This is a genomic window from Xanthobacter aminoxidans, assembly GCF_023571765.1.
Classification (GTDB): Bacteria; Pseudomonadota; Alphaproteobacteria; order Rhizobiales; family Xanthobacteraceae; genus Xanthobacter; species Xanthobacter aminoxidans.
The window spans coordinates 47127-67897 of record NZ_JAMJXC010000012.1; the positions used below are offsets into that span (position 1 = coordinate 47127).

The 20771-nt window shown below is 70.8% G+C and carries 20 protein-coding genes; 11 read left to right on the top strand and 9 right to left on the bottom strand.

Going from position 1 to position 20771, the window contains the following annotated elements:
* Positions 1 to 9: 9 nt before the first annotated feature.
* Entirely contained in the window at positions 10 to 444 is a 435-nt protein-coding gene (locus EJ105_RS17705; protein ID WP_250167379.1) for a hypothetical protein, read from the top strand.
* 14 nt (positions 445 to 458) lie between these two features.
* Complete coding sequence (locus EJ105_RS17710) at positions 459 to 1064, top strand: OmpA family protein (RefSeq protein WP_250167380.1); 606 nt, start codon at positions 459 to 461, stop codon at positions 1062 to 1064.
* Between the two features lie 90 nt (positions 1065 to 1154).
* On the opposite strand, the gene EJ105_RS17715 is transcribed toward EJ105_RS17710, so the two are convergent.
* Complete coding sequence (locus EJ105_RS17715) at positions 1155 to 1979, bottom strand: hypothetical protein (RefSeq protein ID WP_250167381.1); 825 nt, start codon at positions 1977 to 1979, stop codon at positions 1155 to 1157.
* Between the two features lie 262 nt (positions 1980 to 2241).
* On the opposite strand from EJ105_RS17715, the gene EJ105_RS17720 reads away from it, so the two are divergent.
* Positions 2242 to 2700 carry an arsenate reductase/protein-tyrosine-phosphatase family protein gene (locus EJ105_RS17720; RefSeq protein ID WP_250167382.1) on the top strand — a complete coding sequence of 153 codons (459 nt, stop codon included), beginning with the start codon at positions 2242 to 2244 and terminating at the stop codon, positions 2698 to 2700.
* A 98-nt stretch (positions 2701 to 2798) separates the two neighbouring features.
* Here EJ105_RS17720 and denD read toward each other — a convergent pair whose 3' ends face one another.
* The 5 genes from denD to EJ105_RS17745 all read right to left on the bottom strand — a co-directional run bounded on the left by denD (position 2799) and on the right by EJ105_RS17745 (position 8130).
* The gene (gene denD, locus EJ105_RS17725) at positions 2799 to 3776 is read right to left on the bottom strand and encodes a D-erythronate dehydrogenase (protein WP_250167383.1); all 978 of its coding nucleotides are present in this window, start codon (positions 3774 to 3776) and stop codon (positions 2799 to 2801) included.
* 83 nt (positions 3777 to 3859) lie between these two features.
* On the bottom strand, positions 3860 to 4606 hold the full coding sequence (locus EJ105_RS17730) for an SDR family oxidoreductase (protein WP_250167384.1): 747 nt from the start codon (positions 4604 to 4606) through the stop codon (positions 3860 to 3862).
* Between the two features lie 29 nt (positions 4607 to 4635).
* Entirely contained in the window at positions 4636 to 5337 is a 702-nt protein-coding gene (locus tag EJ105_RS17735; protein ID WP_250167385.1) for a GNAT family N-acetyltransferase, read from the bottom strand.
* Positions 5337 to 6182 (bottom strand): isocitrate lyase/PEP mutase family protein, encoded by an 846-nt coding sequence (locus EJ105_RS17740; RefSeq protein ID WP_250167386.1) that lies wholly within the window; start codon positions 6180 to 6182, stop codon positions 5337 to 5339. Before EJ105_RS17740 ends, EJ105_RS17735 begins: the two co-directional genes overlap by 1 nt.
* Before the next feature lie 97 nt (positions 6183 to 6279).
* Entirely contained in the window at positions 6280 to 8130 is a 1851-nt protein-coding gene (locus EJ105_RS17745) for an IlvD/Edd family dehydratase (RefSeq protein WP_250167387.1), read from the bottom strand.
* A gap of 216 nt (positions 8131 to 8346) precedes the next feature.
* Here EJ105_RS17745 and EJ105_RS17750 point away from each other — a divergent pair, with 216 nt between their 5' ends.
* From EJ105_RS17750 to EJ105_RS17780, 7 genes are all read left to right on the top strand, one after another.
* Positions 8347 to 9117 (top strand): energy-coupling factor ABC transporter ATP-binding protein, encoded by a 771-nt coding sequence (locus EJ105_RS17750; RefSeq protein ID WP_250167388.1) that lies wholly within the window; start codon positions 8347 to 8349, stop codon positions 9115 to 9117.
* Positions 9114 to 9746 carry an energy-coupling factor transporter transmembrane component T family protein gene (locus EJ105_RS17755; protein WP_250167389.1) on the top strand — a complete coding sequence of 211 codons (633 nt, stop codon included), beginning with the start codon at positions 9114 to 9116 and terminating at the stop codon, positions 9744 to 9746. Before EJ105_RS17750 ends, EJ105_RS17755 begins: the two co-directional genes overlap by 4 nt.
* Positions 9747 to 9759: 13 nt before the next feature.
* Positions 9760 to 10335 (top strand): biotin transporter BioY, encoded by a 576-nt coding sequence (locus EJ105_RS17760; RefSeq protein ID WP_250167390.1) that lies wholly within the window; start codon positions 9760 to 9762, stop codon positions 10333 to 10335.
* Entirely contained in the window at positions 10332 to 11792 is a 1461-nt protein-coding gene (locus tag EJ105_RS17765; protein WP_250167391.1) for an AMP-binding protein, read from the top strand. The genes EJ105_RS17760 and EJ105_RS17765 overlap by 4 nt, the downstream gene beginning before the upstream one ends.
* Complete coding sequence (locus EJ105_RS17770; protein ID WP_250167392.1) at positions 11789 to 12916, top strand: thiolase family protein; 1128 nt, start codon at positions 11789 to 11791, stop codon at positions 12914 to 12916. Before EJ105_RS17765 ends, EJ105_RS17770 begins: the two co-directional genes overlap by 4 nt.
* A 20-nt stretch (positions 12917 to 12936) precedes the next feature.
* Entirely contained in the window at positions 12937 to 13815 is an 879-nt protein-coding gene (locus tag EJ105_RS17775) for a CHAD domain-containing protein (RefSeq protein WP_250167393.1), read from the top strand.
* A gap of 382 nt (positions 13816 to 14197) precedes the next feature.
* Positions 14198 to 15952, top strand: coding sequence for a PHA/PHB synthase family protein (locus EJ105_RS17780; RefSeq protein WP_250167472.1), 1755 nt, complete (start codon positions 14198 to 14200; stop codon positions 15950 to 15952).
* Between the two features lie 7 nt (positions 15953 to 15959).
* On the opposite strand, the gene EJ105_RS17785 is transcribed toward EJ105_RS17780, so the two are convergent.
* The 3 genes from EJ105_RS17785 to mbfA all read right to left on the bottom strand — a co-directional run bounded on the left by EJ105_RS17785 (position 15960) and on the right by mbfA (position 18790).
* Positions 15960 to 16628, bottom strand: a complete 669-nt coding sequence (locus EJ105_RS17785; RefSeq protein WP_250167394.1) for a hypothetical protein — start codon at positions 16626 to 16628, stop codon at positions 15960 to 15962.
* A 123-nt stretch (positions 16629 to 16751) separates the two neighbouring features.
* Complete coding sequence (locus tag EJ105_RS17790) at positions 16752 to 17735, bottom strand: zinc-dependent alcohol dehydrogenase family protein (RefSeq protein WP_250167395.1); 984 nt, start codon at positions 17733 to 17735, stop codon at positions 16752 to 16754.
* Between the two features lie 77 nt (positions 17736 to 17812).
* On the bottom strand, positions 17813 to 18790 hold the full coding sequence (gene mbfA, locus EJ105_RS17795) for an iron exporter MbfA (protein WP_029555814.1): 978 nt from the start codon (positions 18788 to 18790) through the stop codon (positions 17813 to 17815).
* A 94-nt stretch (positions 18791 to 18884) separates the two neighbouring features.
* Here mbfA and EJ105_RS17800 point away from each other — a divergent pair, with 94 nt between their 5' ends.
* A complete protein-coding gene (locus EJ105_RS17800; RefSeq protein ID WP_250167396.1) occupies positions 18885 to 20768 on the top strand; it encodes a heavy metal translocating P-type ATPase in 1884 nt (627 codons plus the stop codon).
* Positions 20769 to 20771 lie beyond the last annotated feature (3 nt).

A 20771-nucleotide genomic window follows, 5' to 3' on the forward strand; every position in this document is an offset into this window, starting at 1 on the left:
GGGGGACATATGAAACTTCGAGGATTGGCCTTCGCGGCCCTGATGGCGCTCGGCGCGGCGGGCGCCGCCGGCAGCGCCCAGGCGCAGACCATGAGTTACGCGCAAGCCGCCGGTCTCCTGGCGCAGCATTGCGGCGAGGACATCATGAAGCTCTGCCGCGGCCAGAACCTGGGCAACGGCGCCATCTACAACTGCCTTAGCCAGAATGTGGGACGCCTTTCCCCCGCCTGCGCCGCCAACCACGAGGGCATCCGCCAGATGACCGAGGCGCGGGCCGCCGCGCAGCGCGAGGTCCACAAGGTCTGCGACCGTGACCGCGCGCAATATTGCCCCGGCATGGTGCCCGGCGACGGCAACATCGTCTCGTGCCTGCTCGAAGCCTCCAAGGTGGTGAGCCAGGCCTGCACGAGTGCCCTCATCAACGCCGGCTACAATCAGCAGTGAAGGGGGAGGGACAGATGAAATTCCAGATGCGTTCCGCCCTGCTGCTGTCCGCCGCGCTGCTGGCGCCGGTGCTCCTCGCCGCGCCGGCCTCGGCCCAGGTCGCCACCTCCAACGCCCAGATCGTTCAGGGCCTCCAGGCCAGCGTCGCCGATGTGCCGAACGTCTCGGCCGAGGCCCTGCGCGGCCTCGCCGTCGCGCACATGAAGTACACCGGCCCGCCCGAGAGCCGCCCGCCGCTGGCCATCCAGCTCGACCAGCTGGCGCAGATCAACGTGGAGATCGAGTTCGATCTCAACTCCGCGATGATCAAGCCGTCATCCTACCGCACGCTCGGCTCCGTCGCCGATGCCATGCACAACCCGATCCTGCTCGGCTACAAGTTCCTCGTGGTGGGCAACACCGACACCACCGGCACCCGCGAGATCAATCTCAAGCTCAGCCAGGAGCGGGCCGACGCGGTGATGCAGGCGCTCGCCACCACCTTCCGCGTGGATCCGCGCCGGCTCCAGGCCGTGGGCCTCGGCGAGGAAAACCTGCAGGACGTGAAGAATCCGCATGCCGCCATCAACCGGCGCGTCCAGATCTTCAACCTGGGCAGCACGGGCGTCCTCACCCCCTGATCCGGCCGACCGCTGAACGCGAGAACGCCGCCGCCGGGGATGCCCGTCGGCGGCGTTCCTGTTTTTGCGACCTCAGTTGAGGACCGGCTCTCAGGCCTTCTTGGCGCGGGCCGGCTTGGCGGCAGCCTTCGCGGGCGCCTTGGCCGGGGCCTTGGGGGCGGGAGCCGTCTTCACCGCCGCAGCCTTGGCGCGGGCGGCCTTGGGGGCAGGGGTCTTGGGAGCCTCGGTCTTGGGAGCCTCAGTCTTGGGCGCGGGGGCGGCCTTCGGAGCCTTCGGCGCGGCGGACTTGGGAGCAGCAGCCTTCGTCGCCTTCGGGGCAACCGGCTTGGCGGCCTTGGGGGCCGGGGCCTTCGTCTCGACAGCCTTGGCCTCGGGCGCTGCCTTCGGAGCGGCAGCCTTCGGAGCAGCAGCCTTCGGAGCAGCAGACTTGGGAGCTGCGGCCTTCGGAGCAGCAGACTTGGGAGCTGCGGCCTTGGCCTTCGCCGCCTTGGCCGGGGTCTCCGCCACTGCCTTCGGCGCTGCCACCTTGGCAGCCTTGGGAGCCTTCGGAGCCGCGGCCTTCACCACGGTCGCCTTCGGCGCGGCAGCCTTGGGCGCAGCCGCCTTGGGAGCCACGGTCTTGGGGGCCGCCGCCTTGGCAGGGGCCTTGGGAGCTGCCTTGGGAGCGGCGGCCTTGGCAGCAGCGGCCTTGGGCGCGGCAGTCTTGGGAGCGGTAACCTTGGGAGCCGCCGCCTTCGCAGGGGCAGTCTTCGCAGCAGCAGTCTTGGCAGCGGGCTTGGGCTTGTCGGGGGACTGGGTCAGAGCGGAAGCCGCGAGGGACTTGATCTCCGCGTGGGTGAGGCTGCCCGGATCGCGAAGGGCCTTCGCGGCAAGGCTGCTCACTTCGTCACTGGTGACTTCCGGCTTCTTGGCCATGACTCTTCTCCGAAATTCTACGCGCCGGCGCGAATTCCGTGTCGAATCACGACGTTCGCCAGCATGTGATCCATCCCCCGGAAAATTTTCGGAATGGTTAACGCCAGTCTTATCAGGACCTTCCAGCGCGCCTGTGATCAGCCTCCGGCGGCCCTCGCCGGGGTGTCACACCCTCGTCCCACCATCGGTCTAGGGTGCCGAATCAGCAGCGGGCGCGGGGGCGCGATGCTCACCGATTCCCGTTATAAATGAAGGGGTTCGCATGCCCGCCCGGCCGACCGTGCTCTTCCTGTGCCCCGACAACGGGGCGCTCAGCCTGATGGCGGAAGCCGTGGCGCTCCATCGTCATCCCGATCTGCGCCCGTTCAGCGCTGCCGCCGCCACGCCGGGCCAGGTCGATCCGGCCCTCGTCGCCGCGCTGGAGGCGGAGAGCATCCCCGCTGATGGCCTTTCCGCGAAGCCGGCCGGAGTGTTTCTGCTCTCCGGCGCGCCGCGCCTCGATGTGGTGGTGGCGCTGGGCGAGGCGAGCCGGCGGGCCATCCGTCGCCAGCCCTTCCTCGGCCTGTTGCGGCTGGAGACCTGGGGCCTCGCGGAAGTGGTCCGCAGCCTGCCCGCGCCGGCCCGCCGCACCGCCTATCGCCGCCTGCTGCCGGACATCGCCGCCGCCATCGCGCGGCTGGAGGAGCGCATCGCGCTCCGCCTCTCCGGGCTCGCCGCGTAGGGCTTTACGCTGCCTTCGCTCAAGCGCCGCGCGGGAGCTTTTCACGGCTTTCGCTCAAGCGCCGCGCGGGCTTGGAGCGCCCGCGCGCAACGCCGGCCTCAGTCGGCGATCTTGCCGCCGAGTTCGTCCTCGATGTGGATGCGGATGATCTCCTCGAAGGAGCCTTCCGCCTTGAAGCCGAGCGCGGTCGCGCGCGCGGCGTCGAACTTGCGCGGCCAGCCGGAGACGATGGTCTCGATCACAGGGTCCGGCACCTTCTTGATGCGCGCCACCGCCTTGTCGCCGGCCACCTTGCGCAGCGCCTCGATCTGCTCGCCCACGGTCACGGCGAGGCCGGGCATGGTGAGGTTGCGGCGGGTGCCGACGCTGGCGCCGTCGAGGGTCGCGGCGTGGATGAGGAAGCCCACCGCCGAGCGCGGCGAGGCATGCCAGTGCATCACGTCTTCCGACACGGGCAGGATCGCCTCCTGCCCCGCAAGCGGCTCGCGGATGATGCCGGAGAAGAAGCCGGAGGCGGCCTTGTTGGGCAGGCCCGGCCGCACGCAGATGGTGGGCAGGCGGATGCCGATGCCGTCGAAGAAACCACGCCGCGTATAGTCCGCCAGCAGCAGCTCGCCCATGGCCTTTTGCGTGCCGTAGGAGGTGAGCGGCGTGTGGAAATATTCGTCCGGGATCGCCTCCGGGAACGGCGCGCCGAACACCGCGATGGACGAGGTGAAGACGAGGCGGGGCGTATAGCCCTCCATCACCCGCACCGCGTCGAACAGGTGGCGCGTGCCGTCGAGATTGATGCGGTAGCCCTTTTCGAAATCCGCTTCCGCCTCGCCGGAGACGATGGCGGCGAGATGCAGGATCACGTCCGGCCGGTCCGCCACCAGCGCCGCCGCCTCGCCGGGCACGGAGATGTCGGAGACGCGGGTGTCGATGGGAAAGGGCGCCTCGGGGGGCTTGGGCGTCACCACGTCGTGGGCGGTGATGCGGGTGATGGGGGCGCCGCCGAGGCGGCCGTCGCGGGCGAGGCGCTCGATGAGCTTGCGGCCGACCATGCCGGCGCCGCCGATGACCAGAATGTGCATCTTGGAAAATCCCTTCGCGCTAGAGCACGCGCCGATCTGATTGCATCGCAATCAGATCGGATAACGCGTTCTCTTTCTTGGAGTCAGAGCGCCCAGCCGCCGTCGATGATGTGGATCTGCCCCGTGGTGAAGGCGCTCTCGTCGGAGGCGAGATAGAGCGCGAGCGCCGCGATCTCCTCCGGCGTGCCCAGACGTCCCATGGGCTGGCGACCGACGAAATCGGCGCGCACCTGATCGAGCGAGCGGCCGGTCTGGGCCGAGACGGCGGCGATGCGCTCGTCCAGCGAGGGCGACTGGATGGTGCCGGGGCAGATGGCGTTGGCGCGCACGCCCTTCTGGATGAAATCCGCCGCCACCGCCTTGGTGAGGCCGATCACTGCCGCCTTGGTGGTGCCGTAGGCATAGCGGTTCGGCACGCCGCGGATGGAGGAGGCGGCCGAGGCGATGTTGACGATGGAGCCCGCGCCCGTCTCCAGCATGCCCGGCAGGAAGGCCGAGATGGTGCGGTGCATGGACTTCACGTTGAGGTCGAAGGAGAAGTCCCAGTCCTTCTCGCTGGTCTCGAAGATGGTGCCCTGATGGACGTAGCCGGCGGCGTTCACCAGCACGTTGACCGGGCCGATCTCCTTGGCCAGCGCCGTCACGGCATCGGTGGAGAGAACATCCAGCGACCGCGTCTCACCGCCTTCGAGGCCGGCGAGCTTGCCCGCGTCGAGATCGGTGGCGATCACCCTCGCCCCCTCGCGCACGAAGGCTTCCGCGATGGCGCGGCCGATGCCCTGTCCCGCCGCCGTCACCAGCGCGGTCTTGCCCTGAAGTCGTCCACCCATGGTCTTTCCTCTTTCATTGTCGCGCGCGGTCACAGCCCGGCGCGAATGTCCTCCAGCCGCCGGATCTGGCGGCCGTTTTCATCGAAATTGTCCAGCGCCAGCCACGCCTCGAAGGCCGCCCTGGCGCGCGGCCATTCATGGTCGAGCAGGGAGAACCAGGCGGTGTCCCGGTTGCGGCCCTTGACGATCATGTGCTGGCGAAACAGCCCCTCGAAGGTGAAGCCGAGCCGCGCCGCCGCCTGTCGGGAAGGGGCGTTGAGCGCGTTGCACTTCCATTCGTAGCGGCGATATCCGAGCGCCTCGAAGGCGTGGCGGGCCATGAGATACATGGCCTCCGTCGCCCCCCGCGTGCGCTGGAGCGCCGGGGTGTAGAGGATGTTGCCCACCTCGATCACCCGCTGCGCCGGCTCGATGCGCATGTAGGTGGCATGGCCCACCGCCCGGCCGCTGCCCGTTTCCTCGATGACGAAGAGCAGCGGGTCCGCCTTCTTCGCGGCTTCGGCGTAATAGGCGGTGAAAGCCGCTTCGTCGGGGAAGGGGGCGGGGGAGAGATAGGCCCACAGGGCCTCCTTCTCCGGCCCATGGGAGAGCGCGAAGAGCGAGGCGGAATGCTTGGCCGCATCGAACGGCACGAGGCGGACGTGGCGGCCTTTCAGCGTCGTCGGCTCCGGCCGGCGGGCGGGGGCGGTGTCCACGGGCGCGCCGAGGGGGATGGCGGGATCTTCGGCCATCACTTGTCGCCCCCGGCGCGGAAGAAGCCGTTGATCTCGGCGAAGGGCACGGCCCCCGCGAACTTCTGGAAGGTGCCTGCGTCGCGGATTTCCTCCACCGAGGCGATGAAGGCGCCCCAGGCGACGCGGCTCAGGGTGCTGCCGACGCTGATGCGGCGCGCGCCGAGCCCGGCGAGGTCGGCGACGGAAAGCCCCGTCGATCCCGGCATCAGCACGTTCACCGGCAGCGGTGCCACGGCCTCCACCACGGCGGAGATGTCGTCCCGCGTCCTGATGCCCGGCGCATAGAGGCAGTCCGCCCCCGCCGCCGCATAGGCCTTCAGGCGGGTGATGACCTCATTGAGGTCGGTCCGGCCCACCAGAAAGCATTCGGCGCGGGCGGTGAGGATCACATCCGCGCCTGACGCGTCGATGGCCTTGCGCGCCGCGCGCACCCGCGCCACCGCGTCGTCGAGATCATAGAGCGGACGCGCCACATCCCCCGTCGCATCCTCGATGGAGAGGCCGGACACGCCGGTCCCGATGCACAGGGTGACGCTCTCGGCGACGCCGGCCGGATCGGGCGCGAAGCCCGCCTCGAAATCCGCATTCATGGGCAGCGAGGTCGCCGCGACGAGATCGGCGATGTGGGCCAACATCTCGTCCCGCCCCACGGCGCCGTCCGGGCGGCCGGTGGAGAAGGCGTAGCCCGCGCTGGTGGTGGCGAGCGCCTTGAAGCCGGCGGCCTCCAGATAGCGCGTAGTGCCCACGTCCCACGGGTTCGGCAGCACGAAGCAGCCGCTCTCGTGGAGCGTGCGGAAGGCGCGGCGCTTGTCTGCGGGTGAGGACGCGGCGGGCGAGGTCATGATGGCAATCCCGTTCGCCGCCGGGGTGTGGCGGCGGGGGGAGATTAGAGCCGCGGCGGGCGGACGGGAAAGGACCGTCCGCCCGTCCGCATCGCGATCAGTGGTTGTCGCGCGGCACGCCCATGGTCTGGGCGATGTGCTGGTATTTCACCGCCGGCTTCAGCACCATGCCCTCGTCGAACTGGGCCACCATGGAGCGCTGGATTTCCTGCCAGGGGGTCTGGCTCTCCGGCGCCTTGTAGCCGCCGTGACCCTGAAGGTCGGCGCGGCGCTGGGCCAGCTCTTCCGGCGAGAGCAGGATGTCGGCGGTGCAGGTGTTGAGGTCGATGCGCACCCGGTCGCCGGTCCTGAGCAGCGCGAGGCCGCCGCCCGCCGCCGCTTCCGGCGAGGCATTGAGGATGGAGGGCGAGCCCGAGGTGCCGGACTGGCGGCCGTCGCCGATGCAGGGCAGGGCATGGATGCCCTTCTTGATGAGGGCGGCCGGCGGCTGCATGTTCACCACCTCCGCGCCGCCGGGATAGCCCAGCGGGCCGGTGCCGCGGATGAACAGCAGGGTGTATTCGTCGATGCCGAGGGACGGGTCGTCGATGCGGTGGTGGTAGTCCTCCGGCCCGTCGAACACCACGGCGCGGCCCTCGAAGGCTTCCGGGTCATCGGGGTTGGAGAGGAAGCGGGCGCGGAACTCCTCGGAGATCACCGAGGTCTTCATCACCGCGTTGTCGAACAGGTTGCCGTGCAGCACGATGAAGCCGGCATCCTCCTTCAGCGGCGCGTCATAGGCCTTGATGACCTCGCGGTCCCAGGAGAGCTTGCCCTTGCAGTTCTCGCCCATGGTGCGCCCGTTCACGGTGAGCGCGCCCTCGTGGATCTTGCCCTGCTCGATCAGCTCCGCCACCACCGCCGGCACGCCGCCAGCGCGGTGGAACTCCTCGCCGAGATATTCGCCGGCGGGCTGGACGTTCACCAGAAGCGGGATCTTGTGACCCACCGCCTGCCAGTCATCCACCGAGAGCGGCACGCCCACGTGGCGGGCGATGGCGTTGAGGTGGATGGGGGCGTTGGTGGAGCCGCCGATGGCGGAATTCACGCGGATGGCGTTCTCGAACGCCTCGCGAGTGAGGATCTGGGAGGGCTTCAGATCCTCCCACACCATGTCCACGATGCGCTTGCCGGTGTCGTAGGCGATCTGCCCGCGCTCGCGGTAGGGCGCGGGGATGGCGGCGCAGCCGGGCAGGGACATGCCGAGGGCTTCCGCCAGCGCGTTCATGGTGGAGGCGGTGCCCATGGTGTTGCAGTGGCCGACCGAGGGGGCGGAGGACGCCACCACGTCCATGAACTCGTCATAGCCGATCTCGCCGGCGGCGAAGCGCTCGCGGTTCTTCCACACCACGGTGCCGGAGCCGGTGCGCTCGCCCTTCCACCAGCCGTTCAGCATCGGCCCGCCCGAGAGCACGATGGCCGGGATGTTCACCGTGGCGGCGGCCATGATGCAGGCCGGGGTGGTCTTGTCGCAGCCGGTGGTCAGCACCACGCCGTCCAGCGGATAGCCGTAGAGGATTTCCACGAGGCCGAGATAGGCGAGGTTGCGGTCGAGCGCCGCGGTGGGGCGCTTGCCGGTCTCCTGGATGGGATGCACCGGAAACTCGAACGGCACGCCGCCCATGGCCTCGATGCCGGCGCGCACGCGGTGGGCGAGGTCCAGATGGTGGCGGTTGCAGGGGGAGAGGTCCGAGCCGGTCTGGGCGATGCCGATGATGGGCTTGCCGGACTGCAATTCCTCGCGGGTGAGGCCGAAATTCAGGTACCGCTCCAGATAGAGCGCGGTCATGCCGGGATTGTCCGGATTGTCGAACCACAGCTGCGACCTGAGCTTCAGGCCGTGCTTCTCGGGCTGGTCGCCCTTGCGCTCGATCGTTCCGTTTTTCCCCTGGTCGGCAGGACCGGACATGGCTTTCTCCACTGCTCCGGCGTTCGGGTGCGCCGGATTTTAATCGATTTGATCGGCGGGATTTATGCGCCCGGCGGCGGCGGAAATCAATCCGGGTTTGGAGGCGTTCCGGTGTGCGATGCACCGTCGGGGCGCCTCCCATGCCGTCGGCGCGCGCCTGGACTCTTGCCTCACCGCGCGAACCGTTTATCGGAAGAGCGCTATCGAGGAGAGGTCATGAGCGAGATGCCCGCCGCCGCCGACACGCGCCCCGCCACCGCGCCCTTCGCGCGGCTCGCCGGGGTCGAGGTGACGCGTGGCGCGCGCACGGTCTTCTCCAATCTCAACCTCACCCTCACCGAACGGCGCATCGGCCTCGTGGGCGACAACGGCTCGGGCAAGTCCACGCTGCTGCGCCTCCTCAACGGGCTGATCCTGCCGGATACCGGCACGGTGACGGTGGAGGGGCTCGACACCCGCCGCGACCGCCGCAAGCTGCCGGCGACGGTGGGCTTCGTGTTCCAGAACGTGGACCACCAGATCATCTTCCCCTCGGTGCGGGAGGAGATCGCCTTCGGCCCCATCCAGCAGGGCACCCCCAAGGCCGAGGCCAATGCGGCCGCCGACCGGCTGCTCGCCCGCCACGGCTGCGCCGGCTGGGGCGATCGGGCGGTGTCGGACCTGTCCGAGGGGCAGAAGCAGCTCGTCTGCATCCTCTCGGCGCTGGCCGCCGGACCCTCGGTGCTGCTGCTGGACGAGCCCTTCTCCAGCCTTGACCTCACCACCCGCCTCACCCTCGCATCCCGTCTCGGCGCGCTCGACGTGACGCTGGTGATGGCGAGCCATGACGTGGACCTGTTCGCGGGCTTCGAGCGCGTGATCTGGCTGAAGGGCGGGGAGGTGGCGGCGGACGGGGCGCCGGCCGATATCGTTCCGCTCTACGAGGCCGACGCGCGCGCCCGCGCCGAGCTGGCCATTGGGCGACAGGCCGGAAGGGCGTTCTCGTGATCGCCGGCTATCTCTCCGGCCGCAGCGTGCTGCATCGCCTGCCCGCCGGGGTGAAGCTGATCGCGCTCGCGATGCTCTCGGTGCTGATCGTGCCGCTGGACAGCCCGGTGCTGCTGGCCATGGTGCTCGCCGCCGTGCTCATCGTCTTTTCCAGCTTCGGCCGGCCGGGACTGCGGCGGCTCGCCCAATGGCGGAGCCTCCTGCCGCTGCTCGTCATCATCTTCGCGCTGCAGGTGTGGGCGGCCTCCGTCGAGGTGGCGCTGGCGAGCGTGCTGCGGATCGCCGTGATGGTGCTGCTGGCCGATCTCGTCACCCTCTCCACCCGCATGCAGGACATGATGGACGCGCTGGCCCTGCCGATGCGCCCGCTCAAGCGCTTCGGGCTCGATCCCGAGCGCCTCGCGCTGGCGGTCGCGCTGGTGCTGCGCTTCGTGCCGGTGCTGCTCGACACCTGGCGGGGCCGCGAGGAAGCCTGGCGGGCGCGCAGCCCGCGCCGGCCGGGGCTGCCGCTCATCGGCGCCTTCTTCTCCGGCGCGCTCGCCATGTCCGATCAGGTGGCGGAAGCCCTCGATGCCCGCGGCTTCGGCGCGCCGCGGCGCTCGCGCCCCGCGCGCAAGCCCAGAATTTGAAAGGGACAGACCCATGGACCACCAGATCTTCGAGACGCGCACGCTGGTGCGCATCGCCCTCATCGCCGCCCTCATCGCGGCTTTGGGCTTCGTGCCGCCCATCTATCTGCCCCTTGCGGCCGGCGTGCCCATCACCGCCCAGAGCCTCGGCGTGATGCTGGCCGGCCTGCTGCTCGGCTCCCGGGCCGGGGCGGCGGCGACGGGCCTGTTCGTGTTCGTGGTGCTGCTCGGCGCGCCGCTGCTCTCCGGCGGGCGCGGCGGCCTCGGCGTGCTGGCGAGCCCCACGGCGGGCTTCCTCATCGGCTATGTCGCCGGCGGCTATGTCACCGGCCTCCTCGCCGAGCGCCTCGCCGCCCGCAATCTGCCGGCGCTGGCGACGGCGCTCATCGCCGCCATCGCCGGCGGCATCCTCACCGTCTATGCGTTCGGCCTTCCGGGGCTGGCGATGATGGCCAATATCAGCCTCGCCAAGGCCTTCATCGGCACGTCGGTCTTCCTGCCGGGCGACCTCATCAAGGCGGTGGGCGCCGCGGTGCTCGCCACCACGGTCCTGCGCAGCTGGTCGGTGGCGGCGCCGCACCGGCCGTGAGCATCACGCGCCACCTCGCCCGCCACGCTCTGGAGCGGCCGGATGCGCCGGCCCTCACCTGCGGTGCAGAAACCCTCACCTACGCCGCCCTCGATGCGCTTGTGGCGCGCTGCGCCGGGCGGTTCGCGGGGGCGCCGGCGGGCGGCATCGGGCTTGATCTGCCCAATGGCGCGGCCCTCGCCCTCCTGTTCCTCGCCGCCGCCCGCGCGGGACGGGAGGCGCAGATCCTCGATCCCGGCTGGCCGGAGGGGCAGCGCGTCGAGGTGCTGGAGCGGGTCAAGCCCGGCCTCCTCGTGAGCGCGCAGGCGGGCGACATCCGCCTCGATCCGGCGCAGGGCGCGGCGGGGCTCGCCGAGGCGATCGGCGCCGGCCCGGCGAAGGCAATCGCCGAGCCCGCTCCCGACCTGCCCTTCTATGTGGGCTTCACCTCCGGCTCCACCGGCCTGCCCAAGGGCTATCGTCGCGCGCACCGCTCCTGGACGACGAGCTTCGATGCGGACACGGCCGAATTCGGCATCGGCGCCCACGACGTGCTCCTCGCCCCCGGCGCGCTCACCCACTCCCTCTTCCTCTATGCGCTGGCGCGCGGCATCGATGCCGGGGCCCATGTGCTGCTCTCTCCGAGCTTCCGCCCGCGCATCGCCGCCGAGCTGGCGCGGACCCATGGCGCGACCGTGCTCTACGGCGTGCCGACGCAGATCGCGCTGCTGCTGGACCATCTCGCCGCCGAGGGCGAGACGCTGCCGGGCCTCACCCTCGTGCTCTGCTCCGGCGCGAAATGGCCGCCGGGGCGGCGGCAGATGCTGGCGCACCTTTTGCCGAACGCGGCCTTCGCGGAATTCTACGGCGCCTCCGAACTCTCCTTCGTCACCGTGGCGAAGGAGGCGGAGAATGTTCCGGCCGGCTCGGTGGGGCGTGCTTTTGCGGGCGTGCGCCTCTCCATCCGTGATGCCGCCGGGCGGCGGCTGTCGGCGGGGCGCACCGGGCGGGTGTTCGTGGCGAGCCCCTTTTTGTTCATGGACTACGCCACCGGCGACAGCCCCGACCTTTATGTGCAGGGCGATGAGGTGAGCGTCGGCGACATGGGTTTTATCAGCGATGCCGGCTTCCTGCATCTCGTCGGCCGCTCCCGGCGGATGATCGTCACCTCGGGCAAGAACCTCTTTCCCGAGGAAGTGGAACGCGTGCTGGAAACCCACCCCGCCATCGCCGCAGCCGCCGTGCTGGGCGTGGCGGACGGCAAGCGCGGCGAACGGCTGGTGGCCTTCCTCTCCACGGCCGACGGGGAAGCGCCTGCCCGCGCCGACCTCATCGGCTTCCTGAAATCCCGCCTGCCCCTGTTCAAGGTGCCGCGCCTCTATGCGCGGGTGGCCGACTGGCCGCTGACGCCCACGGGGAAGACCGATTTCCCCGCCATCGCCCGCCTGTGGCCCGAGCGCTGCGAGCTTCTGCCATGAAGGTCGCGCTCCTCGCCGCGAAACGCACGGCGGTCGCCCCGCGCCGCGGCGCCTTCCGCGACGTGCCGGCCCATGAACTTGCGGCGGCGCTGATCGGCCCGGTGCTGGAGGCGGCGGGGGTGGGGCCGGAGGACGTGGACGAGGTTATCCTCGGCAACGCCCTCTCCGGCGGCGGCAACATGGCCCGCGTCGCCGCGCTGGCGGCAGGACTGCCGGAGGGCGTGCCCGCGCTCACCCTCGACACCCAATGCTGCTCCGGCCTCGATGCCATCCGCTTGGGCGCCGCGCGCATCGCTTCCGGAGAGGCGCGCTATGTGCTGGCGGGCGGGGCAGAGAGCTTCAGCACCGCGCCATTGCGTGCCCACCGTCCGCGCGAGAAGGATGGGGCGCCGGATTTCTATCGCCAGCCGGCCTTCACGCCCTGGCCGGACCGCGAGATCGCCCTCGACGCCTCCGCCGCCGGCATGGCTGAGGCGGAAGGCATCTCCCGCGCCGAACAGGAGGCATTCGCCGCCGAGAGCCACCGCCGGGCGCTGGCGGCGCCGGCGGGGGAGGACGAGATCGTGCCGGTGGCTGGCCTAGCCGCCGATGCCTTCGCGCGCCGCCTCTCGCCCGCGCTGATGGCGCGGCTGCCGGTGCTGGCGGGGGATGCGGCCCATGGCGTCACCGCCGCCACCATCGCGGTGGAGGCGGATGCGGCCGGCCTCGTCCTGCTGGGGCCGGCGCGGGCGGGGGACGTGACGATTGCCGGGAGCCTGGCGCGCGGCGGTGATCCGCTGGTTCCCGCGCTTGCACCCATCGCAGCGGTGGAGGCCCTGTGCGCCCGCCTCGGCATCGCCCCGGGCGCCATCGATCATGTGGAACTCATGGAAGCCTATGCGGCGCAGGCCCTTGTCGCCGTCCGGCGGCTGGGGCTCGATGCGGCGCGGGTGAATGCGGGGGGCGGCGCCTTGGCGCGGGGCCATCCCATCGGCGCGTCGGGTGCAATCCTGGCGGTACGGGCGTATCATCGGTTGAGAATGATGGAGACAGGCCGCGCGCTTTGCGCCATCGCTGGCGCGGGAGGCATCGCCACCGCCTTGATGCTGGACCGGGACGGAACCGGCCCGGTGTGCGACCGTTGAGCCCCGGTTCCGGAGCAAAAATGCCCATGCTGGATGTCGCGACCCCCGATGCCGAACGCGTGACCCCGCCCTTGCCTCCGCCCCGCGCGGCGGGCGACGCGCTGGCGGACGCTCTCGCGGCGACCATCGAGACCGTGGCCGCGGCGGTGGCCGATCCCGATCCGGTGGAGATGGTGCACGACGCCCGCAAGGCCATGAAGCAGTATCGGGCCTTGCTCCGCCTGATTCCGGGCGATGAGGCGAAGGCCGAGCGGCGGCGCACCGCGGAGGTGGCGCGCCAGCTTTCCGGTGCCCGCGACCAGGTGGCGGCCCGCGATGCGCTGGACGTGATGGCCCAGGGCGGCTTCCTCCTCGCCTGCGACCAGACCGACGCCGCGGCGGTGCTGGGCGATGATGCCGCCGAGGACGGCGGGGAGCATCGCGCCACGCTCGGCGGCTTTCTCGTCTCCGCCCGCGCCGCGCTGGCCGACACGCTGGCGGCACAGGCGCGGGAGGCGGACGTGGCCAAGGGGCTGGTGAAGGCCTACAGGCACGCCCGCCGCGCCCCCTTCGACACGCCCGAGGCCATGCACGAGGCGCGCAAGCGCGTCGTCACCCACCGCTACCAGATGAGTTTCCTCGCCGAGGCCTTCGGCCATGGGGCCAAGCGCGCCCGCGCCGCGCAGCGGCTGCGTGACCTGCTCGGCGCCTATCAGGACATCGAAACCCTGCGCCCCATGCTGGACGCGGCGGGTGATGCGCTGGCGGAGGGCACTCGGGAGCGGCTCGGCCTCGCCATGGACCGGGCGCAGAAGCGGCTGCGCAAGCGGGCGCAGCGGCAGCACGCGGCGCTGTTCCGCCGCAGCGCCAAGGCCTTTCGCGACAGCTGCCGGGAGACCGTGCGCGTGGCGTCCAATTGACGCGTATCATTGCCGGCTCAGCCTCGGCGCGGCCTGATCGTCATCAAAGCGCCGCGAGAAGCGGCAAAAGCTGAGGTCGCAAAGCTCGAGCGTCCGGCGCGCTGCCGGGCGAGGCTCCGGTTTCGCGTCAGCTTTGCGTTTCAAGTCCCGGGCGCCTCCCGCGCCCTGAAGAGATCGGCCGATGGTCAACCTGCCCGCCAATTCGCCCCGTATCCAGCCCCAGACCGTGGGCGGTACGCCCGCCGCAGTGCCGGAGCCAGCTCCCGCGCCCGCCGTGTCCACGCCGGAGGCGCCGGCTCCCGGCGCCGATCTCGCCCGCGCCGCCATGGATTTTTCCAAGCTGCCCGAGGCCGGGCGGCTGATCGCCCAGGCCTGGGCGCGCATGGCCTGCCATGACGAGGAGGATTTCGAGCACGGGCCGGGGCCGGAAGCCCTGCGCGCCGTGGACCGCGCCGCCGCCGCCCTTTCCGCCCGTGCCACCTCGGGCCTCTCGCCCACAGCGCTGACTTTGTCGCTGATGGACTGGTGGATGCATCTGGCCGCCGCCCCCGGCAAGCAGGCGGAACTGGCGCTGAAGGCGTGGCGCAAGTCCGCCCGGCTCGGCGCCTACATGGTCGCCTCCAGCTTCGACCGGAGCTTTCCCAACTGCATCCAGCCGCTGCCGGGGGACGAACGGTTCAGCGCCCCGGCGTGGCAGGACTGGCCGTTCCGCTTCTGGTACCAGTCCTTCCTGCTCAATCAGCAGTGGTGGCACAACGCCACCCACGGCGTGCCCGGCGTCGCGCCCCACAATGAGGCGGTGGTGGCCTTCGCCGCCCGCCAGCTGCTCGATGTCTTCTCCCCGTCGAACTCGCCCTTCACCAATCCCGAGGTGCTGCGCCGGGCGCGGGAGACGGGCGGGCTCAATTTCGTGCAGGGCGCGCGCAATTTCATGGAGGACGCGGCGCGCAAGGCGTCCGGTCAGCCGCCGGTGGGCGCCGAGGCGTTCGAGGCCGGCCGCAACGTGGCGGTGACGCCGGGCGAGGTGATCTTCCGCAACCACCTCGTGGAGCTGATCCAGTATCGCGCGACCACCGCCACGGTCGCCGCCGAGCCGGTGCTGATCGTGCCCGCCTGGATCATGAAATACTACATCCTCGACCTGTCTCCCGAGAACTCGCTGATCCGCTATCTCGTGTCCAAGGGCCACACGGTGTTCTGCCTCTCCTGGCGCAACGTGACGGCGGAGGACCGCGACCTCGGCTTCGACGACTATCGCCGCGACGGCGTGATGGCGGCGCTCGATGCCATCAATGCGGTGGTGCCGGGCGAGAAGGTCCATGCGGTGGGCTATTGCCTCGGCGGCACGCTGCTCTCCATCACCGCCGCTGCCATGGCCCGCGCCGACGACGACCGCCTCGCCTCCGTCACGCTGTTCGCGGCGCAGACCGATTTCTCGGAAGCCGGCGAGCTGCAATTGTTCGTGGACCCCGGCGAGCTCTACACGCTCGAAAGCATGATGTGGGACCAGGGCGTTCTCTCCTCCGGGCAGATGGCCGGGGCGTTCGAGATGCTGCGCTCCAACGATCTCGTCTGGTCGCGCCTCGTCCACGAATATCTGATGGGCGAGCGCACGCCCATGAACGATCTGATGGCCTGGAACGCGGACGCCACTCGCATGCCCTACCGCATGCACTCCCAGTATCTGCGCCAGCTCTTCCTCGACAACGACCTCGCCGCCGGCCGCTACAAGGTGGACGGGCGCCCGGTCTCGCTGCAGGACATCAACGTGCCCCTGTTCGTGGTGGGTACGGAGCGGGACCACGTGGCGCCGTGGCGCTCGGTCTACAAGATCCACCAGCTGACCGACACGGACGTGACCTTCGTGCTGACCTCCGGCGGGCACAATGCCGGTATCGTCAGCGAGCCGGGGCACAAGCACCGGCATTTCCGCCTGCACGAAACCCGCCACGGCGACCACCATCTCGGCCCCGACCAGTGGGTGGAGGCGACGCCCACGCAAGAGGGTTCGTGGTGGCCGGCATGGGAGGCCTTCCTGTCCGCCCGCTCCGCCCCCGGCCACGCGCTGCCGCCCTTGGGCGCGCCCGGCTATCCGGTGCTCTGCCCGGCGCCCGGCACCTATGTGATGCAGCGCTGAGGGGGTCTTACCAGCCCCCCTTGTCCTCATAGACCTCGGCGAAGCGCGCGCCCTTCCCGACAGCGTCCACAAGGTGTCCGATGGCGGGTGGGCCGCCGGCCCTGTTCATCCACGTCAGCACCCGGCAGGCGGCACGGGCGTAGAGGGGGTAGGCGGCCTTGCCCGAATGGCGGAAGGCGCGCGGGTCGTCGGGAACCGGCCCATCGAGGCCGGCGCGGCAGCGCGGCGCACCCTCCGCGTCGTGATCGAGATAGCGCGGATCGTCCGATACGATCACGGCGACGCCTTCGTCGAACCAGGCGGGTACGCTTCCCGCCGCCATCTGCCGCAGCCCCAAGTGGGCGGCCAGCTCCATGTGGGTCAATTCGTGCACCACGATGGTGGGTTCGAGGCCCGCGGGCGAGAGCCTCAGCCCGAAAGCGCCATAGGCCATCCCACGCGCGCCGCCGCCGCGGATTCGCGCCTGACAGGCGGTGCTGGCGCAGGCAAGCACCCTTGGCGTCGAGGCTGCGGGTCCGAAGAAGAGCGCGAGGCGAGCGGGCGCTTCCGCGACCGTCCGGCGCAACATGACGCGGGCGTCTTCGGTCATCGCCGGGTCGGCGTAGAGGCGGGGGCCGATGGCCGCGAAGCCGTAGCATGAGGGACAGACCAGCGCGGCCACGGCAGGTTCCGCCAAGGCGACGGCTCCGGCGCCACCCGCAATGAGCGCGCCAAGACCAAACAATGCCCACCGCCATCGCCGGATTGTCCTGCGCGCCATCGCGTCCCTCCCGTGTCTATGGCCACGGTTGAACAAGATTTAAGGCACCAGCACGGCCGCCCCTTCCAGCCGCCCGCCGCGCAGGTCGCCCAGCGCGCGGTTGGCCTCGGAGAGGGGATAGGGCGTGACGTGGGTGGAGACGCCGGCCTTGGGGGCCAGCGCGAGGAATTCGTGGGCGTCGGCGCGGGTGAGGTTGGCCACGGAGAGGATTTTCCGCTCCTCCCACAGCCAGCGATAGGGAAAGGCGGGGATGTCGCTCATGTGGATGCCGCCGCACACCACCCGCCCGCCCTTGCGCACGGCCCTCAGCGCCTGCGGCACCAGTTCGCCGGCCGGGGCGAAAATGAGGGCGGCATCCAGCGGCTCCGGCGGCGGGGCATCCGAGCCGCCGGCATAGACGGCGCCCAGCGTGCGCGCGAAGTCCTGCGCCCGCGTGTCGCCGGGCCGGGTGAAGGCGTAGATCTCGCGCCCCTGCCAGCGCGCCACCTGGGCGATGATGTGGGCGGCGGCGCCGAAGCCGTAGAGGCCGATGCGCTTGCCCTCACCCGCCATCTTCAGCGTGCGCCAGCCGATGAGCCCGGCGCAGAGCAAGGGCGCGAGCGCGATGTCCTCGCCGGCCTCACCGAGGGGATAGACGAAGCGCGCGTCCGCCACCGTATGGCTGGCGAAGCCGCCGTCGCGGGTGCAGCCGGTGAAGACCGGCGCGTCGCACAGGTTTTCGGCGCCCTCTTCGCAATAGGAGCAGCAGCCGCAGGCGCGGCCGAGCCAGCCGACGCCCACCCGCTCGCCGATCGTGAGATGGGAGCCCCCCGCACCCAGCGCCGCGACGCGCCCGACGATCTCATGGCCGGGGATGATGGGCAGCCGCGTCTGCGGCAGCTCGCCGTCCACCACATGCAGATCGGTGCGGCAGACGCCGCAGGCGCCGACCTTGATGAGGACTTCCCCCGGCCCTGGCACGGGATCGGGCCGTTCCTCGGCGACAAGGGGACCGCCGACCACTTTCAGGACCATGGCGTGCATGAGGTGCCTCGCGATATCCGAGGCACCCTCTCACGCCTTGGGAGCGGGAGACATGATCTCCCGCAACGGCATATGGGTCAGCTGCCGCCGATGAAGATGCCCGCCGCCAGCACCAGCGCGCCGCCGAGCACCACCTGGAACACCGAGCGCCAGAAGGGCGTCTCCATATAGCGGTTCTGGATGAAGGCGATGGCCCACAGCTCGACGAACACGACGATGATGGCGATGGCCGTCGCGGTCCAGAATTCCGGGATGATGTAGGGCAGAGCGTGGCCGAGGCCGCCCACCGCGGTCATGATGCCGGAGGAGAGGCCGCGCTTCAGCGGCGAGCCCCGGCCGGAGATGACGCCGTCATCGTGCAGGGCCTCGGTGAAGCCCATGGAGATGCCGGCGCCCACCGCCGCGGCGAGGCCGACGAGCAGGGTGGTGTGGGAATCCTGCGTGGCGAAGGCGGTAGCGAAGATGGGGGCCAGCGTCGAGACCGAGCCGTCCATCAGGCCCGCGAGGCCCGGCTGCACGAAGGTGAGCAGGAACTGCCGGCGGGCCTTCTCGTCCTCTTCCTTCTTCTTGTCGGCGGGCAGATAGCGGTCGGCGAGGTTGCCGGCGATCTCCTCGTGCTGCAGCTCGGTCTGGTAGAGGCTTTCGAGCAGCTTGCGGGTGTCGGGATCGGACGTCTTCTTCTGCGCCTTCAGATAGAAGTTGGCGGCCTCGTCCTCCATCCGCCCCACCTCGGCGCGGATGCGCTCGATGCCGAGGTTCACCACGGCCCACACCGGCCGGCGGCCATAATAGCCGGCAATGCTCTCGCGGCGGATCAGCGGCACGGTGCCGCCGTAGCGCCGCTCATATTCGCGGGTGAGGCTGGTCTGGTGGCCGCGCTCCTGCGCCGCCATGCTCTCGAACACCTTGGCCGTGTCGGGATATTCGCTGCGCAGCGCCTCGGCATATTCCATGTAGATGCGCGCGTCGTCTTCCTCGGAGGAGATGGCGAGCGCGAGGATTTCCCGCTCCGAAAGGTCTGCAAACCGGCGGCGGCCGGAGAGAAACGACAACATGCCGGGTGACTCCTGTTTAGAACTCTTCTAACAATCTGATGTTCGCGCGACAACAGCGACGGCAGTGCGACCAAAGCGCCGCACCGGGGGAGAGATGACGGAGCCGGGGCATATCCAGAGCGAGGCCGCCGCCGGGCGGAACCGGTACCTTCTGCTCGCCGCCGCCGTGCTGCCCCTCGCCGTGGGGCTGCTGCTCCAGCTCGCCGGGATGAAGGCCGCCGCCTCGGCCGCCTTCGCCGTGGGCACGGCGCCGGTTCTGGCAGTGCTTCTCCTCGACATCGCCCGCTCCCTGCGCGCGGGCCGGTTCGGCCTCGACGTGCTGGCCGCGCTCTCCATGGCCGCGGCTCTGGCCTTCGGCGAGCCTCTGGCCGGCAACGTGGTCGCCCTCATGTATGCGGGCGGCCAGCAGCTGGAACGGTTCGCGGAAGGCCGCGCCCGGCGGGAGATGACCGCCCTCGTCGCCCGCGCGCCGCGCGATGCGATGCTCCATCGCGACGGGGGGCTGGTGGTCGTTGCAGCGGTGGATCTGGTGGCCGGCGACCGGGTGCTGGTGCGCTCCGGCGACACCGTGCCCGCCGACGGCGCGGTCATCGGCGGGCCGGCGGTTCTGGACCTCTCCTCCCTGACCGGCGAGACGCGGCCGGCGCGTCTGGAGGATGGCGAGGAGGCGCCCTCCGGCGCGGTGAATGCCGGCGATGCCTTCGACCTCGCCATCGTCAGGCCGGCGGCGGAAAGCACCTATGCGGGCATCGTGCGCCTCGTGGAGGAGGCCGCGTCCAGCCGCGCGCCCATGGTGCGCCTGGCCGACCGCTACGCGCTCGCCTTCCTCGTCGTTTCCATCGCCCTCGCCATCGGCGCGGCGATCCTCGCCCACGATCCGCGTCGGGCGCTGGCGGTGCTGGTGGTGGCGACGCCCTGTCCCCTCATCCTTGCCGTGCCGGTGGCGCTCATGGCCGGCCTGTCGCGCGCGGCGAAGCGCGGCGTGCTGGTGAAGAGCGGCGGCGCGCTGGAGAAGCTGGCACGCGTCCGCGCCTTGGTGGTGGACAAGACCGGCACCCTCACCCACGGCCGCGCCGAGCTGGAGGAGGTGCGCACCGCGCCGGAGTTCGAGCCGGACGACGTGCTGCGCCTTGCCGCCTCCCTCGATCAGGCATCGAGCCATGTGGTGGCGCGGGCGCTGGTCCATGCCGCGCAGGACCGGGGGCTCCCGCTCGCGCCGCCCCGCGCGGTGAGGGAGGATGGCGGCGCGGGGCTGGAAGGATGGGTCGAGGGGCGGGCGGTGGCCGTGGGCGGCACGGCCTATGTGGCCGCCCGCGCGTCCGGCGACTGGAGCGACCTTCGCGCGCTTCTTCCCCCCGCAAGCGCGGTGGTGGCGGTGGCTGTCGATGGCCGTCCGGCGGGGCTGCTGCTGTTCGCCGATCCCGTGCGGGACGACGCCGCCGACATGATCGCCGCCTTGCGCCGCGGCGGGGTGCAGCATGTGGCGCTCGCCTCCGGCGACCGGGCGGAGGCGGTGGATGCGGTGGGCCGCGACCTCGGCCTCGACGCCTGGACCGGGGAATTGAAGCCGGAAGGCAAGATCGCGCACATCGCCCTGTCGCGGGAGACCGCCAACGGCGGCGCGGTGATGATGGTGGGCGACGGCGTGAATGACGCCCCCGCGCTTGCCGCCGCCGACATCGGCGTCGCGCTGGGCGCGCGGGGGGCGGCGGCTTCCGCCGAGGTGGCGGATGCGGTGCTGCTGGTGGACCGGCTGGATCGCCTCGCCGAGGCCATGGCCATCGCCCGCCGGTCGCTGGCCATCGCGCGGCAGAGCGTGCGCTGGGGCATCGGCCTGTCGCTGGCGGGGATGGTGGCGGCGGCGTTCGGCTATCTCCAGCCGGTGCAGGGGGCGCTGCTGCAGGAGGCCATCGACGTGGTGGTCATCCTCAACGCCTTGCGCGTGCTCATCCCGGGACCGGGCGAGGGCGCGGACTGAGCC

Excerpts from the sequence above, each read along its gene's own strand:
- EJ105_RS17710 (WP_250167380.1), top strand. The coding sequence starts at position 459 with ATGAAATTCCAGATGCGTTCCGCCCTGCTGCTGTCCGCCGCGCTGCTG.
- EJ105_RS17770 (WP_250167392.1), top strand. The coding sequence starts at position 11,789 with ATGAAGGTCGCGCTCCTCGCCGCGAAACGCACGGCGGTCGCCCCGCGC.
- EJ105_RS17705 (WP_250167379.1), top strand. The coding sequence starts at position 10 with ATGAAACTTCGAGGATTGGCCTTCGCGGCCCTGATGGCGCTCGGCGCG.
- EJ105_RS17775 (WP_250167393.1), top strand. The coding sequence starts at position 12,937 with ATGCCCATGCTGGATGTCGCGACCCCCGATGCCGAACGCGTGACCCCG.
- EJ105_RS17780 (WP_250167472.1), top strand. The coding sequence starts at position 14,198 with ATGGCCTGCCATGACGAGGAGGATTTCGAGCACGGGCCGGGGCCGGAA.
- denD (WP_250167383.1), bottom strand. The coding sequence starts at position 3,776 with ATGCACATTCTGGTCATCGGCGGCGCCGGCATGGTCGGCCGCAAGCTC.
- EJ105_RS17745 (WP_250167387.1), bottom strand. The coding sequence starts at position 8,130 with ATGTCCGGTCCTGCCGACCAGGGGAAAAACGGAACGATCGAGCGCAAG.
- EJ105_RS17800 (WP_250167396.1), top strand. The coding sequence starts at position 18,885 with ATGACGGAGCCGGGGCATATCCAGAGCGAGGCCGCCGCCGGGCGGAAC.
- EJ105_RS17750 (WP_250167388.1), top strand. The coding sequence starts at position 8,347 with ATGAGCGAGATGCCCGCCGCCGCCGACACGCGCCCCGCCACCGCGCCC.
- EJ105_RS17720 (WP_250167382.1), top strand. The coding sequence starts at position 2,242 with ATGCCCGCCCGGCCGACCGTGCTCTTCCTGTGCCCCGACAACGGGGCG.
- EJ105_RS17790 (WP_250167395.1), bottom strand. The coding sequence starts at position 17,735 with ATGCACGCCATGGTCCTGAAAGTGGTCGGCGGTCCCCTTGTCGCCGAG.
- EJ105_RS17740 (WP_250167386.1), bottom strand. The coding sequence starts at position 6,182 with ATGACCTCGCCCGCCGCGTCCTCACCCGCAGACAAGCGCCGCGCCTTC.
- mbfA (WP_029555814.1), bottom strand. The coding sequence starts at position 18,790 with ATGTTGTCGTTTCTCTCCGGCCGCCGCCGGTTTGCAGACCTTTCGGAG.
- EJ105_RS17715 (WP_250167381.1), bottom strand. The coding sequence starts at position 1,979 with ATGGCCAAGAAGCCGGAAGTCACCAGTGACGAAGTGAGCAGCCTTGCC.
- EJ105_RS17735 (WP_250167385.1), bottom strand. The coding sequence starts at position 5,337 with ATGGCCGAAGATCCCGCCATCCCCCTCGGCGCGCCCGTGGACACCGCC.
- EJ105_RS17730 (WP_250167384.1), bottom strand. The coding sequence starts at position 4,606 with ATGGGTGGACGACTTCAGGGCAAGACCGCGCTGGTGACGGCGGCGGGA.
- EJ105_RS17760 (WP_250167390.1), top strand. The coding sequence starts at position 9,760 with ATGGACCACCAGATCTTCGAGACGCGCACGCTGGTGCGCATCGCCCTC.